This is a genomic window from Fibrobacter sp. (assembly GCF_017551775.1).
Lineage (GTDB): Bacteria > Fibrobacterota > Fibrobacteria > Fibrobacterales > Fibrobacteraceae > Fibrobacter.
On the sequence record NZ_JAFZKX010000109.1, the window covers coordinates 1 to 16,614 of the forward strand.

The window sequence follows — 16,614 nt, forward strand, 5'->3', positions numbered from 1 at the left end:
CCCGGAACCGGACATGGTTCGTCTCGTGACTGACCCGGCCTTTGTGGAAGAAATCCGCCGCACGCTTCCGGAACTGCCGGATGCCCGCCGCAAGCGCTTCATGGACGACTTCGGTGTTTCCGAATACGACGCCCAGGTGCTGACCGAAGACCGCGACGTGAGCGAATGGTACGACACCGCCGCCAAGAACTGCAAGAACGGCAAGGTGCTCGCCAACTGGGTGATTACTGAACTTTTGGCCAAGATGAAGGATCTCGAAGGTGGCCTCGCTGCCCTCAAGATCAAGCCGGAACAGCTCTGCAAGCTCGTGAACCTCATCGCCGACAACACCATCAACGGCAAGATTGCAAAGACGGTCTTCGCCGAAATGTTCGAGACCGGCAAGGATCCCGAAGCTATCGTGAAGGAGAAGGGCCTCGTGCAGGTGACCGACACCGGCGCTATTGAAGAAGTGGTCCGTGCCGTGTGCGCCGAAAACGCAGCCCAGTTTGCCGAATTCAAGGCGGGCAAGGTCGCTCTGAAGGGCTTCCTCGTGGGTATGACCATGCGCAAGTCCGGCGGCAAGGCCAACCCGGGCCTCGTGAACCAGATTCTCGACAAGCTCGCGAAGGAATAATGGTCGCAATGAGGAACGGCATGATTGTATGTCATGGCGGACGCCGTTCCGCCATCGCCGTTCTCGTTTTATGCGTTTTATTGCTTTTTGCAGTACCTTCTTTTGCGGCGGACGTTCCGAACAAGTGCGACAGTCTCAATGTGAGCACGTTGAACATGACGCAAGAAGAAATTGCGCAAGTTTGCGGCATCGATTCGACAAAGCTTGCCGAGGGCCCGTCGCTACAGGAACTGAACGAAGAGAATCCCAAGTACATCAAGCGAGACTACAACCACAGGCAGCAGGTCATTGTCGGCAGCGTGGTGATGTTTTGCGTGGCCTTGGCCATGGTCTTGATGAACAATTATAACCCGAAACGGTAGTTTTTTACGGACAACTTAAATGCCGCTGTAGTTCGGCGGCGCCTCCTTGTTTTTTGAGGGGGCTTTTTTTGTATTATACATGATGTATAGTATTTATTTTAAAACTTAATTTTATTTATGAAAAATGTTGAATTTTTGCAAAAAACGTCTATTTTGTATAGTATTTTCTATTGACATTCGAAAAATAAGAACGTATATTAATATACATGAAATCGATACTCGAATATAAGGACTACCACCTGTATATGCAGGACTATTATGAAGAACGCAAGCGTCAGGGTGCGTTCTCGTGGCGCGAGTTCTGTAAGAGTGCCGGGTTTTCTTCGCCTAATTTCTTGAAGCTTGTTTGCATGGGGGACAGTAAACTGGGCAAGCCGAAGGTTGAAAATGTCGCGAATGCCATGGGACTTGTCGGGTTCGAAAAAGATTATTTCCGCGCGCTTGTCGCGTTCGGCAATGCGAAGAAGGATTCCGACAAGAAGGCTGCCCTTGTCGAAATGGAAAAAATCGCAATGGAACACAAGGTGCGCGTCGTTGACGGTGATGCCTTCCAGTATTATGAATCTTGGAAGTACCCTGTCTTGAGGGAACTTATCCCGATGATGCCGGGTGCCAACCCCCGCGATATCGCCGATGTTTGCAAGGAGCACGTGTCGGCCGAAGAAGTCCGGGACGTTTTGAACTTCTTGGTCAAGGCCGGGTTCTTGAAGAAGAACGGCGAGAAGGTCTATTCGCAGACGGAGCAGACCGTCATCGGCTCGAAGGAGGCTTTGCCCATCGCTATCCGCGCCATGCACAAGGAAATGGCGAACATGGCGGCGCGTGCCGTCGACCGTTATTCTCCGAATGAACGCTACTTCACCGGGGTCACGCTTAGCGTGAATGAAGAAGCGAACAGGAGGATTATTGCGGAAATAGATGCCTGCTGCAAGAAGGTTCTCTCTATCGCGAATGAATATGTGGATCAGGATCAGGTTTGTCGAATTAATTTCCAATTTTTCCCTGTTACCGATAAGGTGAAGGAGACGTCCCATGCTTAGGATTCTTTTTCTTGCCATAGGCGCTATTTTTTCTGTATGCATGGTATCGTGTTCTGGCGATGATGTTGCTGGTGGGACAATCGATCCGAGTACCATTGCACTGGGTGAAAGTTCGTCTGGTAATGCAGATGTTGAAGAAATGAGCAGTTCGAGCTGTGAAAATTGCAATATCAATATAAGGCCGAATGACGACGAAAGTTCCTCGAGTCAGCGAGCCGATGCGGGAAGTAGCAGCTCGGGGGGCGACGAAAGAAACACTCCTATTCAGGAATCGTCTTCGTCGGCAACGGAACAATCCGATGTTATCGTGACGGCAAGAAATTTCTCTCTCGAGTGCTCGGTCGATGTCATCTACGTGGACCTGGCAGAGATTCCTGCGTCGGAAACGCCTTCCGTTTCTAAGGACGTACTGGCGCCTTACGCTTCCAAGTCTATCGCTGCGGATTCTGTCAATATTATGATAAGCGATTACTTTGCGATTCCATGTGGTGAGAGCGAGGCGGAAGCTTTTGTAAAACAAACCAATGAGCCGGGAAATGCCTCATTTGGTCTTGCTGGCGATACGCTGTACGTCGATGTTACTCGGAGTAAGTCCATGACATATGGATGTGCGTGCGTGGCGCTGGTGAAATTTACGCTGGATGCTAACAATTCCGGCATACAATATACAGTATTTGAACAAACAGAAGCGATTCCGCTGGAAGAGCTTGAATAAGGAGGCTAACATGAAAAAGATACTTGCTACAGCTGCGGCTCTGTCGCTCATGCTCATTGCTTGCGGAGATGATTCGCCCGCGAGTGCCGGCGGCCTGGGCTCGGGAGGAATAATTCAGAGAACGGTTGTTTCTCATTCAGGAAAGTGCACTTCTCCTTATGACTTCGCACTGAAAAAGGAACAAGTCTCGGAAGAACTGCCCAAGGCGTACTTGAATCATGGCGAAGGCGGTTACGAGATACTGATTCAGGATGTGACTGAAAATTGCGGCATGATGGGGAATTGGATGGCTGAACGTGAAGGCGATACCTTGCGCATTTGGCTTGCTGTGGATTCTTCGATGAACGTGACGGATTGTATCTGCACGATGGATCGTTGGTTTGATATTTCGGCTGATGATGCTGATGTCAAATACTTCGAGTATTCTGGAGATGTTTATCAGGTGGTGCTTGGCCCGGCTCCAGCCAAACAGTCTTCCTCCAGTGTAGCCGAATCTTCGTCGAGTGATACGGAGTCTTCCTCTTCGTTTGCGCTCCCGGTTGAATCGTCTTCGTCGGTGGTTGTAGCTGGGGATTTGCACCACATAATTACGGATGCCAACGGACAATGCGGTGCGAATAGTAGAAGTAGCGATCCCCTGGTGGATGCAAACGTGGACTATCCCTCTTTAGATACGGTTCGCGTTCGTGAAGCGGCTATCCCTCCGGTTGCCTATCGCTATGTCGGTACCGAAAGGACGGGCTTTACCATCGAAAACCTTTCGATTACCTGCGGCCTTGTTGTCGATACCCTGGATGTCAATGTTTCGGGCGACACGGTTTACGTGAATGCGACTTTCGACCGCACGAATGCGCAGAGGTGCATTTGCAATTTCAAGATTGAGTTTGCCGTGGAAAACGACCCGGCCTACTCGCATGCGACGGTCCTCGTCTTTGACGAAAATCCCGATTACGAAGGTAATGAACCGGACATTCTGCCGATTGTCGATATGGACGTGGTTTCCATTGAAGAGGTTGTGGGCACCAAGCAGGCGAAGGACATCAACCTTATGTGCAAGAACGATCGCCAGACGACCAACGCGCCTGTGATGGCGAGCGATGCGCTGCTCCCGGGAAAGATCGATACTACGGAGAAGGTTACTGTTGCGGGCCGTGTGGTCGGTGACGACGGGTTCGATACCATCATTATTCCTGAAGTGATGATGCCTTGCGAAATCGTTTTTGAAAAGTTTGATGTCCATGCGTCCAACGGAACGCTGTATGTCGAACCGAAAGTGGATCCAGATAGCCCGATAACCAATTGCATCTGCCCGACACGTGTTACCTTCAAGATAGAGCATAACGAGGCGTTCTCCAATACGAATTATCTCGTCTTTGACGGGGGAGAGCCGATGCCCTTGAAGAATGGTGTCGTCGTGGATGCATCTGTTCTTGATAACTGATGTTTGACTTTAACTGAAGAAGGAAAATGAATATGAGAAAGATTTTTGCATGTGCTACCGCTTTGTCGCTTATGCTTGTCGCCTGTGGGGACGATGCCTCTTCGACATCGCCTAAACAGTCGACCGGAGGGGAAAAGAAAACGAATGCGGCGAGCAGTTACCATCCTGGAGAGTGTCTTACCGAGATTGCTTGCGCAAAGAATGAGGACGGAAAGGCCTACCTGATTTCTGGAGAAAACGGTGGCTATCAATTGGTTGTCCAGTTGGTGCCGTTCCCGCGCAGCGCTTGGATTGAAGGCGATTTCTTCTCTGAACGTTCTGGAGATACCTTGTATGTCTGGGATGAAAAGAAATATTCAGATGAAACCATAGCGATGCAGCAACCTTGCGTTGCAGACCTCGTGTTTGATATTTCTGCGGAAGATGCGGATATCAAGTTCTTTAAACACTTTGACGATGTTTACGAGGTGGTACCCGGTCCGGTAGCGAAATACGATATCGTATGCAATATAGAGTCTTCTTCGGGCATGAATAATCCTGCCTCGAGCGGGTCGGTCGAATCGTCCAGTTCGCAGGGCACGTCTTCTGCGGTACAGCCGGGTTCTTCGTCTAGCGTGACGCCGCCGAGTTCATCTTCGCGCCAGGTTTACAACGGCCCTGTGCCGCTGAAAAGTATCACGGCGACTTGTCAAGATAAGGACATGACGGATGTTCCGGTTGTACCTCCGTCACCTACGGCATATCTCAGCGTCTCCAACAGCTTTGCGCAAATTGACTTGTTCAATGTCAATCTGACGTATGCTTGCGATTCCGCATCGCAGATGGCTTTCTGGGATAGTCTGAAGGCGGACAATACCGTGGCATCGGTTATCGGGGATACGCTCTTCGTGAACTTCAAGCGCTTCGACGAGAAGGGCGTGGAGTACAAGTGCGGATGCACGGCCAAAGTGGAATTTACGTTTGACGAGCAATATGCCGGCTTTGGCTACACGGCGTTCGAGAACAACAGGCCTCCGCTTGAACTGGGGCATAGACTGGTCAACCAGCCGGATCCGAGCTACCAGAAGATTGAAAAGGCCGATGCGAAGTGCGTCAACAATGACCCGACGGAAGATCCGCTGACCGATGCCGCAATCCCTCCCGTGGCGCATATGCATGTGAACGGCGATTCGGCGCAGATTGTTATTGAAAGCGTTGAGGTTGTCTGCGGAACGGAAATCGAGAGCGTCGAGGTTCAGGTAAGGGACGGTATGCTTTATGTGACGCCGTATTACGATCCTGCGAGTAGGCTGGCGGATTGCATCTGCTCGACGAAGATTAGCTTCAACGTGAAGGCGCTGGACCTGTATAAAGAGGCCACCTTGCTGGTCTATGACGATGGTAGCGGCTTTAATCTCAGCAACAAGATGCGTCTGATTGTAGAATAATTACATTTTAATCGGGCGGACGAAAACAAGGCCGCATTTCAGGAGGTAAATATGAAAAAGATTTTTGCTCTTGCGGCGGCCTTTGCTTTCTTGCTCTTGCCGCTCTCGTTCATGGCCTGCGGTGGCGATTCGCCGGCGGATGCCGATGGGAAGAAGGTAAATGGGGAGGGGAGTCTCCATGTCGGAGAGTGCGATTATTCTGAAAATTATTGCTCGTGGGAAAAGAATGCGTTCATATTGCAAAGCGATGAGGGCGGCTATCAGGTACTTCTCAAGGGAATACAGGTAACATCCATTAGGATTGATGGCGATTATTTCTCCGAACGTTCTGGGGATACCTTGCATGTGTGGGATGATGTCGAAAGGGTTGACGAGATAAAGATAACGCTGGATTGCCCTGTTGAAGCCAAGTTCGATATATCCGCGGCAGATGCTGATATCAAGTATTTCAAGTTCCATAGTGATGTCTATAAGATTCTGCCCGTTGATTCGAGCTATGAAAACTCATCTTGCCATGTTGATACGAGCGCTTTGGAGAAATCTTCTTCCTCTGGCCAGGATGTAGAGTCTTCTTCAAGTGTGGGTGAGGTGCCTTCTTCTAGCCAAGATGTTGAGCCCTCTTCCTCTGACGGGGATGTGGAACAGTCCTCTTCGAGCGTTCCACCGCAACAGTCTTCTTCAAGCGTACCGCCGGAACAGTCTTCCTCGAGTGTACCGCCGGAGCAGTCTTCTTCGAGTGTCCCACCGCAACAATCATCTTCGAGCGTACTGCCGGGAGATTATTCACCCCGCGATACGATAAAAATGAGCTTCAAGAACTGTTACGAAAGTCCTTACAACAGGCCGGCCCCGTTGAATAAACCGGCCTTGCTGAAAGAGGCTGCGGAAGATTTTCCGCTGGCGTACCTCTATCACGAAGGCGACAAGTACCAGCTGATGATTCCGAAGGTTCGTGACTACTGCGGTTTCGAAAAGGTGATGATGGACGTGGGGCGTTCTGGTGACACGCTGAAGCTCGATATCGTGGCGATGATCGCGACGGCATGCTTGTGCACGAGCGACCATTGGTTCGATATTGAGGAGAGGGATGCTGACATCAAGTTCTTTGCTCTCAAGCTTTACCAGAAAAAACTGCAGGTGTATGAAGTGGTTCCCGGCCCCGCACCGGAAGAGTAAATCGCCTTGAATTTTTTAAAACCAAAGGAGGCCCGGCCTCCTTTTTTTATATTTGGGATCATGAAGTACACAGACGAAGCAAAACAGAATTTCAAGGCTCTCTCCAACAACCCTTATCCGGGACGCGGCATCGTACTCGGCGAAAGCGCCGACGGCAAGTCCTACGTGCAGGTCTACTGGATCATGGGCCGTAGTGTCAACAGCCGCAACCGCGTTTTCGAAATCGAAGCCAAGACCGGCTTCATGAAGACGAAGGCTTTTGACGAATCCAAGCTCACCGACCCGCACCTGATTATCTACTACCCGGCCCGCCACACGGCCGACGTCCAGATCATTACGAACGGTGACCAGACCGACACCATTTACGACGCCATCAAGCTCGGCGGCACCTTCGAGAGCGCCCTCCGCACGCGCCAGTACGAAGACGACGCCCCGAACTTCACACCGCGCATTTCCGGCATCCACTACAAGAATGCTGAACCTGCCGTGTACAAGCTTTCCATCCTCAAGAGCCGTAACAACAGCGAAGAAGCCGGCTGCGAACGCATGACGTTTGAATACGAAAAGGCCCTGCCGGGTCTCGGCCACTTCATCAGCACCTACGAAACTGACGGTAGCCCGATTCCCTCTTTCAACGGTTTCCCGAAACTGATGCCGATCTTCGACAACGCCGAAGACACGCTCAAGAAGTACTGGGCCGCCCTGAACAAGGACAACAAGGTCTCCCTGATGGTCAAGTGGATTGACAAGAAGACATTCAAGGCCAAGACCCTGATTGTGAATAAAAATAAATAGTTTATTCTAAATCGAGTTCGTTTTGGATGGCGCCTTCCATGCACAGGAGGCGCCTTTTCAAATCGGTACCGAGGGCGTAACCGCCAATCTTGCCGCGGCTCGTGACCACGCGGTGGCAGGGGATGATGACCTGCAGCGGGTTGTTGTGCAGGGCGTTTCCGACGGCGCGCTCCGCTTTCGGGTGACCGATGGCCTCGGCGACCTGCTTGTATGTCCATGTCTTGCCGTAGGGAATGTTCCTGACGGCCTCGAATACCTGGATTTGAAAGTCCGTGCCCGGAATCTGGATGGGCACGCTGAATTCCTGCAGTTTGCCCGCGAGGTAGAGGTTCAGTTCCTGCACTGCGGTGCGGTAAGTCTTTACTGCGGCGCCCTTCAGGGCGGAATCTTGTTCTGCGGCGGCGTAGGCGCAGGCTTTTACCGAACTCGGGACGATTGCGGAATCTTCTGCACCCGCAAACTGCAGGCCACAAAGGAAGCGCCCTTCGAACGAAAAGGTCCATTGCCCCCACATGTTGCGGTGGCAGACTGTTTGAATGCCTTTAACCTGCTTTGCCATGACGTAAATATATACATTTTTTATACTTTATATTCAGATTATTGCGCAGAATATCGTAAGGAGAAAAAACATGGACTGCAGACAGGTTCTTTTGGGCGCACGGGCGATTTTGTGGGCCGGTGTGGCTATGATCGCTCTTACCAGTTGCGGCGATGACGACAGTTTCTCCCCGGTGGCGAAAGACCGCGGCTACGACTACAATGTGACTTCAACATCGGGCCTTTCGGAATACCCCTGCAATGCGAGGCGTGAGGGCCGCGATGCAGTTGTGGGGCGCGAAAGGGTTATGTATACGTGCGTCTTCGATCGCGTCGATTCCGTCTATCTCTGGGTGGGCGACGGCGATACGCTCACTGCCGAGGGTCGCGAGATCATCCGCGAGGAATCATCGAGCAGCATAGAATCTTCGGATAGTGACGGTTCCTCGTCAAGCAGCTATTCGTCTTCTTCCAGCTACTTGTATTCTACAAAATCATATGGCGGCTATAGCAAAGATTCTTATTCTTTTGCGCTGGATTCTAGGGATGACTTGCTTAATCCGGATGTGACTTATGGGACATTGGTAGATGAACGCGATGGTCAGGTCTATAAGACGGTTGTCGTTGGAAATAGAGTCTGGATGGCGCAAAATTTGAATTTTGCGGGTAATGACGATTTCCCTTATGTGGAAGATGGATCCGTCTGTTTCAATTACGATGAAGCCAATTGCGCGTTATTGGGTCGCCTGTATTCTCGCGTTGCGGCAATGAATAACCCAGATTGTGCTCTCAACAAACCTTGCAATATTGGAAATTCTGCTATTCGCGGTGTATGCCCGAATGGTTGGCATGTTCCTACCTATGCGGACGCAACGGCTCTGCAGGATGTCTTTCGTTCTAGGCTTTCGGAGGCGAAGTCCGCAAAAACGTGGGAGGGTGGCAGATATGGTGCAGGCTCCAATTCTTCGGGTTTTTCTATGCCTGCATCGGGTTGCCTTGATCTTGGAGATGAAAATTTCGAAAACGGAGGAAAGGTTGGGTATGTTTGGGCCTATATACAATCGCCAAATATGAAATATCTGATTTTCCTTGGCTCGAATGATTATGTGGACATACACCCCGGTTATGATTACGATATTCTCATGTCGGTTCGCTGTGTTTCGGATGATACTCTAAAGGTTGCATCTTCGTCCAGTTCGTCTAGTAGCTCTTCAAGCAGTTCGCTGTCTTCGTCGAGCCGAGAATTGTCTACTCCTATAACGGAAAAAGGCGAACAGTTTAACCCCGATATTGATTACGGAACCATGACCGATCCGCGTGATGGCAAGACTTATAAGACTGTGGTCGTTGAAGGAAAAACTTGGATGGCTGAAAACCTGAATTTTGCAGGCAACGAAGATTTCCCGCTTGCGGAACAATATTCTCTCTGCCCCTATGATGAAGAAGAAAATTGCGAACTGTATGGACGTCTATATACCCGCGAGGCCGCAATGAATTCAGATACGTGTGCGAGCGATAGATACTGCGGCTTGGCCGACCCGCTTCAGGGAGTTTGTCCGGCTGGTTGGCATATTCCGTCTGAGACGGAAACTACGGACTTGAAAGATTTGGCGTCGGACTCTTTCTTGACTCTGACATCTGCGAGGGGGTGGGGAAATGATACATTGTCGGTCTATTCTGGAGATGATACGTACGGACTCTCCTTCTTGCCGGCAGGAGAAAAATCGAATAATGATTATAAATATTTTGGTGCGAATGCATTCATGTGGGCCAATATCCCGGATGATGAACAACGCTATTTTATAATTAGCGCGTCACCAAAGGAAGTCTCTATCCATAGCGGCTATAGTAAAAGCGAGCTTTATCTCAGTGTCCGTTGCGTAAAGGACGAATAATTCCTTAGGAGGAAGTATGAAAAACTTCGTAAATTGCGAAATTGCTGTTTTGGCCGTTACGGCTGTGTTGGTGCTTGGCGGTTGTGGTGACGACGAAAGTTTTTCTCCGGTTTCGAAGGGCCGAGATTATGATTACGTGTACACGTCTGCGAAGGATTTGTCGAAAACTCCGTGCAACGAGATGCGCAAGAATCGCGAAGCCGTAATCGGGCGCGACAAGGATCGATACGAATGCAGGTTCGACTATCAGGATTCCGTATATATCTGGGTAGGTTACAGTGATACGCTTACGGCGGAAGGTCGTGAATATCATCGTACGGAATCTTCGAGCAGTTCCTCGCGAACGAAAACCAATGTGGATGCCCGCCTGAAGGAGAAGGGCGAGCAGTTTAATCCCGATATCGACTATGGGACGATGACGGACCCGCGCGATGGCAAGGCTTATAGGACAGTTGTCGTCAATGGCCTTACCTGGATGGCGGAAAACCTGAACTACGCTGATAATGAAGTAGGTGAATCTCTTTGCATTAACGATGAGGAAAATCTATGCGAACTGTACGGGCGCCTGTATAGCCGTGATGCGACAATGAATTCTTCTCGTTGTGAATATAGAGCAACGTGCGATTATTTGACGAGTGAGTTGATTCAGGGTGTTTGCCCAGATGGATGGCGTCTCCCGACAGTAGAGGAGGCGGAAGGTCTCGTAAATCTCGAGGATGGTGTCTCTAGGTCCTTGATGTCTGCGAAGAGCTGGGGGAGCGATACTATGACGGTTAAGCCGGGAACCGATGATTACGGATTGTCCTTTGTTGCGGCTGGGTTCTTTTCTCAGGGTTCCGTGAATCCGGAGAAAAACGGCTTTAATGAACTGGGAGAAGCCGCTTTTATGTGGGTTGCTCAACTATCGGGCAACCGCAGCCAGTATTATTTTTTGATACGTGGGTGGGATTCTACAGCAGTAGTCAATAATTACTACGATCATGAAGTTTACAACAGCGTCCGTTGTGTGAAGGGGGCTGGTAGCGTGCCGGGCTCGTGGAGAGTGTCTTCAAGTAGCGTGCAGAGCTCGTCGAGCATGAGTTCTTCGAGTTCCTCGGAACTTTTCGATTGGACTTTGCCCAAAGAGACCTACTTGAATCCTGAAATTGATTACGATACCATAATAGACTCCCGTGATGGCAAGGTCTATAAGACGGTGAAAATTGGCGAACAGACCTGGATGGCCGAAAACCTGAACTTTGACCCTGGTCAGGGAGGTCCTGACGGTGCAAAATACGATTGGTCCTGGTGCTACAATAATGAGCCCCAGAACTGCGACGTGGCAGGCCGCCTGTATACCTGGGCGGCGGCAATCGACTCGGTGAAGCTGGCGAACGACGCGGACAACCCGCTGGTCTGCGGAATGGGCAAAAGCGGTACATTCTGGACTACAGTACAGGGCATTTGCCCGGAAGGTTGGCATTTGCCCTCGACTAGGGAATGGAGTGACCTAAAGGATGCGGTTGGTGGCCTTCCAGGCAAGAATCTCAAGTCGCAGACGGGATGGAATGGCGACGGGAATGGCACGAATATTACCGGTTTTTCTGCGATTCCCGCTGGCTGGCGTCACAATGGCATCTTTGGCAATAACGGCATCATCGCATACTTCTGGGGGTCTTACGGCTCCTACGAAAACAAGGCGGAATATATGGAATTGTTCGCGCACCCCGATAGTTGGGAAGTGTATTACCTCGAAAAAGACTATGGGTTTTCAGTCCGCTGCATAAAGGACGAAGTTCTTCCGGCATCATCCAGTAGTTCTTCCAGCCAGTCATCATCCAGCGTAAAATCGTCTTCAAGCTTCAGTTCGTCTAGCGTAAAATCATCTAGCAGTGTAAGCTCTTCAAGTTCCGTGAGCAGTTCCTCGAGAATCAAGCAGGCAAACGCCGAACCTCTCCTGGAAAACGCTGGCGACCAGTTCAACCTGGACATCGATTACGGCACACTGATCGACGAGCGTGACGGCAAGACATACAAGACTGTGGAAGTCGGCAACGCAGTCTGGATGGCCGAAAACCTGAACTACGCCGGCAACGAAATAGGAGAATCCGTCTGTTTCAACGACGAAGACCGTTTCTGCGAATTTTACGGACGCCTGTATAGCCGTGACGCAGCGATGAATAGCACGGATTGCGCATTTTTGTCCGGCTGCAATTTGGGCTCCGCTCCTGTCCAAGGAATCTGCCCTGACGGGTGGCACATTCCGACAAATAAGGAGGGGCAAGCCCTTGCAAATTTTGCAGGCAAACTCGCACTCCCGTTGAGGTCGGCAAAGGGATGGGAAACAGAATTTACACCCGGGACAGATGAGTATGGGCTTTCTTTTCTGGGTTCTGGAAGTTTCTCCAGCAACATAGGATTCCATTCTTTTGGTAAATATGAAAACTTATGGCTCTATTTTGCATCTACAAGCCAATACTACCTTGGGGTAAACGGTTCAACAAATGAAGCAGAAGTCTGGGTCTATGGTAGCCATGAGATTTATAGTTCAGTCCGTTGCGTGCAGGATTAGCGCTAATAGGTGTTTGTCGAGATTTGCAAAAAAGCCTGTCCATAAAAGGACAGGCTTTTATAATGCTTTTGACTTGAGGCTACTTGTTCAACGCCTCTGTTGCGGCGGCGACGCTCAGCAGGTCGGCTTCCTGGAATGGCTTGCCGATCCACTGGAGACCTACGGGGAGACCACCGGCCATGCCGCACGGCACGCTCACGCCAGGTAAGCCCGAAAGGTTCAGGCTCACGGTGTAGATGTCGCTGAGGTAAACGGCCATCGGGTCGGATTCGTTCATGCCGCACTTGAGCGGGAGACCCGGCATCGTGGGGCTAGCAATCACGTCGCAGCTTTCGAATGCCTTGTTGAAGTCGTCGGTGATGAGGCGGCGGACCTTCTGGGCCTGCACGTAGTAGGCGTCGTAGAAGCCTGCGGAAAGAACGTAGCTTCCGAGGAGGATACGGCGCTGGACTTCCTTGCCGAAGCCTTCGCTGCGGGACTTGGCGTACAGGTCGAACAGCTTGCGGGCTTCCTTGCTGCGGTAGCCGTAGCGCACGCCGTCGTAACGGCTGAGGTTCGAACTGGCTTCTGCAGTTGCGATGATGTAGTAGCTCGATACGGCGTAACCGATGTGCGGGAGGCTCACTTCCTTCAGCGTGGCGCCTTCGGCTTCGAGTTTCTTGAGCATGCCTTCGATGGCGGCCTTGCATTCCGGATCGAGACCTTCGGCGAAGTATTCCTTGGGAACGCCGATGACCTTGCCCTTCACGCCAGCGTTGAGCTTCGCGCCGAAGTCTTCGGGTTCGCGGGTGCTCGTGGTGTTGTCGTGCGGGTCGATGCCGCAGATGGCTCCGAGGAGCGTGGCGGTATCCCTGACGGTTGCCCCGAAGGGGCCGATCTGGTCCAGAGAGCTTGCGTAAGCGAGCAGGCCGTAACGGGAAACGCGGCCGTAGGTGGGCTTGAGGCCCACGACGCCTGTGCAGGCGGCGGGCTGACGGATAGATCCACCGGTGTCGGAGCCGAGCGCACAGGCGACCGTGCCACTGGCCACGGCTACGGCCGAACCGCCGCTGGAACCACCCGGAACGCGGGTTTCGTCGAGCGGGTTCACGACCTTGCCGAAGTACGATGTCTCGTTGCTCGAGCCCATCGCGAATTCGTCCATGTTCGTCTTGCCCACGATAACGGCACCGGCGGCTTCGAGCTTTTCGATGGCGGTTGCGGTGTAGGGGGCTACGAAGTTTTCGAGAATCTTGGATGCCGCCGTAGTGCGCGTGCCTTCGATGCACATGTTGTCCTTCACGGCGACGGGAATGCCGTCGAGTGCTCCGAGGCTCTTGCCTTCGGCGCGGCGCTTGTCCGATTCCGCGGCCTTCGCGAGGGCGCGTTCGTTCAGCACGCTGATATAGGCGTTCAAATTCTTTGTCGATTCAATTTTTGCGAGAGAGTCTTGTGCGAGAGCGACCGCCGAGGTTTCGCCGCTGGCGAGCTTGGCGCTCAAATCCTTGATAGTTTGCATTACCTGTTTCCTCCGGACCACTTCATGATATAGATCGAAATGGCCATGCCGATGACGCTGACCACGTTGAGCTTGAGCCCGAAACCGAGGGCGAATTTTACCATGTAGAGGTCCAGGACGACCGGGTCCGCCTTGTCACCCAGGAATCCCAGGTTCAGGTCGAACGATGCCACGAAGAAGTTGCGAACGATGTTGTCGTAACCACCCGCGTTCATGAGTTCACCGAGTTCCCCGAAGAGGAGCCCGAGGCATTCACCGAGCACTCCGCCGATCATGAGGCCGAGCACGATAAAGAGGATGAGTCGTCCAAAGGTGTTTCTGTTAGTCATATGAGTTAATATAGCAATTAAGTTAACAGTCACTAGTTACCAGTTACTAGATATGCTCTCTAAAAACGTCCTAGGAACTAGTAACTCAGAACTAGGAACTTCTAATGGATGCTCCAGTCGATGGGTTCAAGCCCCTTGCTTTTGAGGTATTCGTTCGCTTTGCTGAAGTGCTTGCAACCGAAAAAGCCGCGGTAGGCCGAAAGCGGGCTCGGGTGAGGCGCTGTAAGAATCAAGTGGCCGCGGTTCGGGGCGACGAGAGTCTGCTTCTTGATGGCGAAGCTTCCCCATAGGAGGAATACGAGGTTCTCGCGAACTTCGGAGAGTCGCTGGATGATGGTGTCGGTAAACTGCTGCCAGCCGATTCCCGCGTGGCTTGCTGCCATGTGGGCGCGTACCGTGAGCGACGCGTTGAGCAGGAGGATTCCCTGGTGCGCCCAGCTTTCGAGGTTCCCGTGCGGGGGCGGATTGATGCCGAGGTCGTCGTGGAGTTCCTGGAAAATATTGATGAGGGACGGGGGAGGCTCGATACCCATGGGCACCGAGAAGCACAGCCCGTGTGCCTGGCCGGGATTGTGGTAAGGGTCTTGCCCGATAATGACTGCCTTGACTTTGTCTACGGGGCAGAAGTCGAGTGCGGCGAAAATCTTGGATCCCGGCGGGTAGATGACGTGCCCCTGTTGCTTTTCGCGAACAAGTGTGTCTTTAATTTGTTTGAAATACGGCTGCTCGAACTGGTCGGCGAGCAGGTTGAGCCAGGATTCTTCGAGTTTTACGGACATGGTGATGCGCGGCTTCGCCGCAGTTAATAGTTAATAGTTCCTAGTTACTAGAATTAGATGGGTAACTTAGAGCTTGGAGCTCGTTTTGTTAGTATAGCAATCTTTTCGCCTTGGGCGCGCGTGTAGAAAAGGATGGCTTCGCTTTTTCCCTTGGGCTTGAGGCGCTTGATTTCTGCATCGGGGTCGAGCTTCACGCCGCGCAACTTCAGGGTGATTTTCCCGATGTCGTGTTCCTTGAGCATCGTGCGGACGGCGCCTGTTGCGATTTCGGTATGTGCGAGTACTTCGTAGCTTGCAAATCCCGGCGCGGGGAGCGGGCTTTCGCTGGTCACGTAGGCGATGCCTTCTGAAATCAGGTGCGCATCCGGGTTGTGCGCGAGGGCCGCCGCATTAAAGAGGTGGCTCCGGATGAGGACGGGGGCAGGTTCTGCCAGATATTTGCTGATTTCTCCTAGAGGCAAGTCGCTCCGGCTCGTCGCCGTGCGGTAGGTGCGGTCCTTGCCTTCGAGGGAATCGTTCCTGTCGAGTTTTTCTTGCAGGTCGTCGTCGAGGGTTTCGAACGAGCGGTCGCGTTTGCGGCCCCATTCGGCAAGCGTTTCGCCCGTCTTCCCGACAATGACGGCGCGGACGGTATCGGGGTGCTTCGCGAGTTCCCCGAATAGCACGAGGCATTCACGGCAGTCGCTATGCCCGCCCAGGTACAAAATTTCTGTGCCGTCGGGAATCTCGGCGGGAGGGTAACCCGGCGGGAGTTTCGCCATGCCGCCCTTGTAGTGTCTGCTGATTTCAACGACTTCTTCGAGCGTGGGCGTGAGGTTGCGCAGGTCGCGCTGGTTTTCGCCTTCGAGTGCGCGCCTTGCCGGATCGATGGTGAAGTAGTCTGCGCCTTCTTTTTCTGCGCCATCCTTGCCCGTGCCTTCCTCGGCCGCACCGTTGCCCGCGCCGTTACTGCTCGCAACTTCGCGCACATCCGCGCAAATCGTTCCGACGTCTTTCCCGAATACGGCCATGTTGTGCCGGTACATTGCAAGGCGGTTCTCGTCGAGGTCGACTCCCGTGATTTTCAAGCCCGCCGGCAAAAAGAAACTGTCACCGCCCATGCCGCAGCATAGGTCGTTCACGGAACCTTCGTGAGGCCAAATTCCCGCTTTCCACCGGCCGATGTCTTGCGCGGTGCTCTGCTCCAATGCGAGCTTGTCGCACAGCAAAAACTTTCCCTTCCGGCTTGCTTCTTCGAAAAATTTTTCACGGAACTTCGGGACGAGCGCTTTGTAGTCCATGATGGTGGCGCGCTCTTCGTTGCTGTAGCCGGCCTTGTGTAGCGCAGTCGAGACCTGCAACGCATCCCACTTGCGCGAAAGGGCTTCTTCGATAAAGCCTTGTACGGCGTCAGATGCGAGCAAATCCCAGTAATTCATGGTGTAAAGTTACATTTTTTAGGCTGATTTTTCAG

Annotated in this window: 14 protein-coding genes and 1 pseudogene; 10 read left to right on the forward strand and 5 right to left on the reverse strand. The window is 52.2% G+C overall.

What is annotated here, in order from left to right:
- The 8 genes and pseudogenes from IK012_RS12505 to IK012_RS12540 form a co-directional block, all read left to right on the forward strand.
- Positions 1–616, forward strand: a pseudogene (locus tag IK012_RS12505) (Asp-tRNA(Asn)/Glu-tRNA(Gln) amidotransferase GatCAB subunit B); the annotation flags it as partial.
- A complete protein-coding gene (locus tag IK012_RS12510) occupies positions 616–978 on the forward strand; it encodes a hypothetical protein (RefSeq protein WP_290955111.1) in 363 nt (120 codons plus the stop codon). The pseudogene IK012_RS12505 and the gene IK012_RS12510, both read left to right, overlap by 1 nt.
- 206 nt (positions 979–1,184) lie before the next feature.
- Positions 1,185–2,018 (forward strand): TIGR02147 family protein, encoded by an 834-nt coding sequence (locus IK012_RS12515; protein ID WP_290955112.1) that lies wholly within the window; start codon positions 1,185–1,187, stop codon positions 2,016–2,018.
- Positions 2,011–2,733, forward strand: coding sequence for a hypothetical protein (locus IK012_RS12520; RefSeq protein ID WP_290955114.1), 723 nt, complete (start codon positions 2,011–2,013; stop codon positions 2,731–2,733). The genes IK012_RS12515 and IK012_RS12520 overlap by 8 nt, the downstream gene beginning before the upstream one ends.
- Before the next feature lie 10 nt (positions 2,734–2,743).
- Positions 2,744–4,174 (forward strand): hypothetical protein, encoded by a 1,431-nt coding sequence (locus IK012_RS12525; RefSeq protein ID WP_290955119.1) that lies wholly within the window; start codon positions 2,744–2,746, stop codon positions 4,172–4,174.
- A 32-nt stretch (positions 4,175–4,206) separates the two neighbouring features.
- Complete coding sequence (locus tag IK012_RS12530) at positions 4,207–5,601, forward strand: hypothetical protein (RefSeq protein ID WP_290955121.1); 1,395 nt, start codon at positions 4,207–4,209, stop codon at positions 5,599–5,601.
- A gap of 51 nt (positions 5,602–5,652) precedes the next feature.
- Complete coding sequence (locus IK012_RS12535) at positions 5,653–6,777, forward strand: hypothetical protein (RefSeq protein WP_290955123.1); 1,125 nt, start codon at positions 5,653–5,655, stop codon at positions 6,775–6,777.
- A gap of 60 nt (positions 6,778–6,837) precedes the next feature.
- Complete coding sequence (locus IK012_RS12540) at positions 6,838–7,572, forward strand: IMP cyclohydrolase (RefSeq protein ID WP_290955125.1); 735 nt, start codon at positions 6,838–6,840, stop codon at positions 7,570–7,572.
- Position 7,573: 1 nt separating this feature from the next.
- Here the strand turns inward: IK012_RS12540 and IK012_RS12545 are convergent, their stop codons facing one another.
- A complete protein-coding gene (locus IK012_RS12545; protein ID WP_290955127.1) occupies positions 7,574–8,131 on the reverse strand; it encodes a methylated-DNA--[protein]-cysteine S-methyltransferase in 558 nt (185 codons plus the stop codon).
- 70 nt (positions 8,132–8,201) lie between these two features.
- Between IK012_RS12545 and IK012_RS12550 the strand changes: the two genes are divergently transcribed.
- Together IK012_RS12550 and IK012_RS12555 are read left to right on the forward strand one after the other, a co-directional pair.
- A complete protein-coding gene (locus tag IK012_RS12550) occupies positions 8,202–10,004 on the forward strand; it encodes an FISUMP domain-containing protein (protein WP_290955133.1) in 1,803 nt (600 codons plus the stop codon).
- A gap of 16 nt (positions 10,005–10,020) precedes the next feature.
- Complete coding sequence (locus tag IK012_RS12555) at positions 10,021–12,555, forward strand: FISUMP domain-containing protein (RefSeq protein WP_290955137.1); 2,535 nt, start codon at positions 10,021–10,023, stop codon at positions 12,553–12,555.
- A 79-nt stretch (positions 12,556–12,634) separates the two neighbouring features.
- Here IK012_RS12555 and gatA read toward each other — a convergent pair whose 3' ends face one another.
- The 4 genes from gatA to IK012_RS12575 form a co-directional block, all read right to left on the reverse strand.
- On the reverse strand, positions 12,635–14,053 hold the full coding sequence (gene gatA, locus IK012_RS12560; protein ID WP_290955139.1) for an Asp-tRNA(Asn)/Glu-tRNA(Gln) amidotransferase subunit GatA: 1,419 nt from the start codon (positions 14,051–14,053) through the stop codon (positions 12,635–12,637).
- Positions 14,053–14,382, reverse strand: coding sequence for a DUF4321 domain-containing protein (locus IK012_RS12565; protein WP_173379036.1), 330 nt, complete (start codon positions 14,380–14,382; stop codon positions 14,053–14,055). Before IK012_RS12565 ends, gatA begins: the two co-directional genes overlap by 1 nt.
- A gap of 101 nt (positions 14,383–14,483) precedes the next feature.
- Complete coding sequence (gene ung, locus IK012_RS12570) at positions 14,484–15,161, reverse strand: uracil-DNA glycosylase (RefSeq protein ID WP_290955142.1); 678 nt, start codon at positions 15,159–15,161, stop codon at positions 14,484–14,486.
- Positions 15,162–15,214: 53 nt separating this feature from the next.
- Complete coding sequence (locus IK012_RS12575; RefSeq protein ID WP_290955144.1) at positions 15,215–16,579, reverse strand: class I SAM-dependent methyltransferase; 1,365 nt, start codon at positions 16,577–16,579, stop codon at positions 15,215–15,217.
- Positions 16,580–16,614 lie beyond the last annotated feature (35 nt).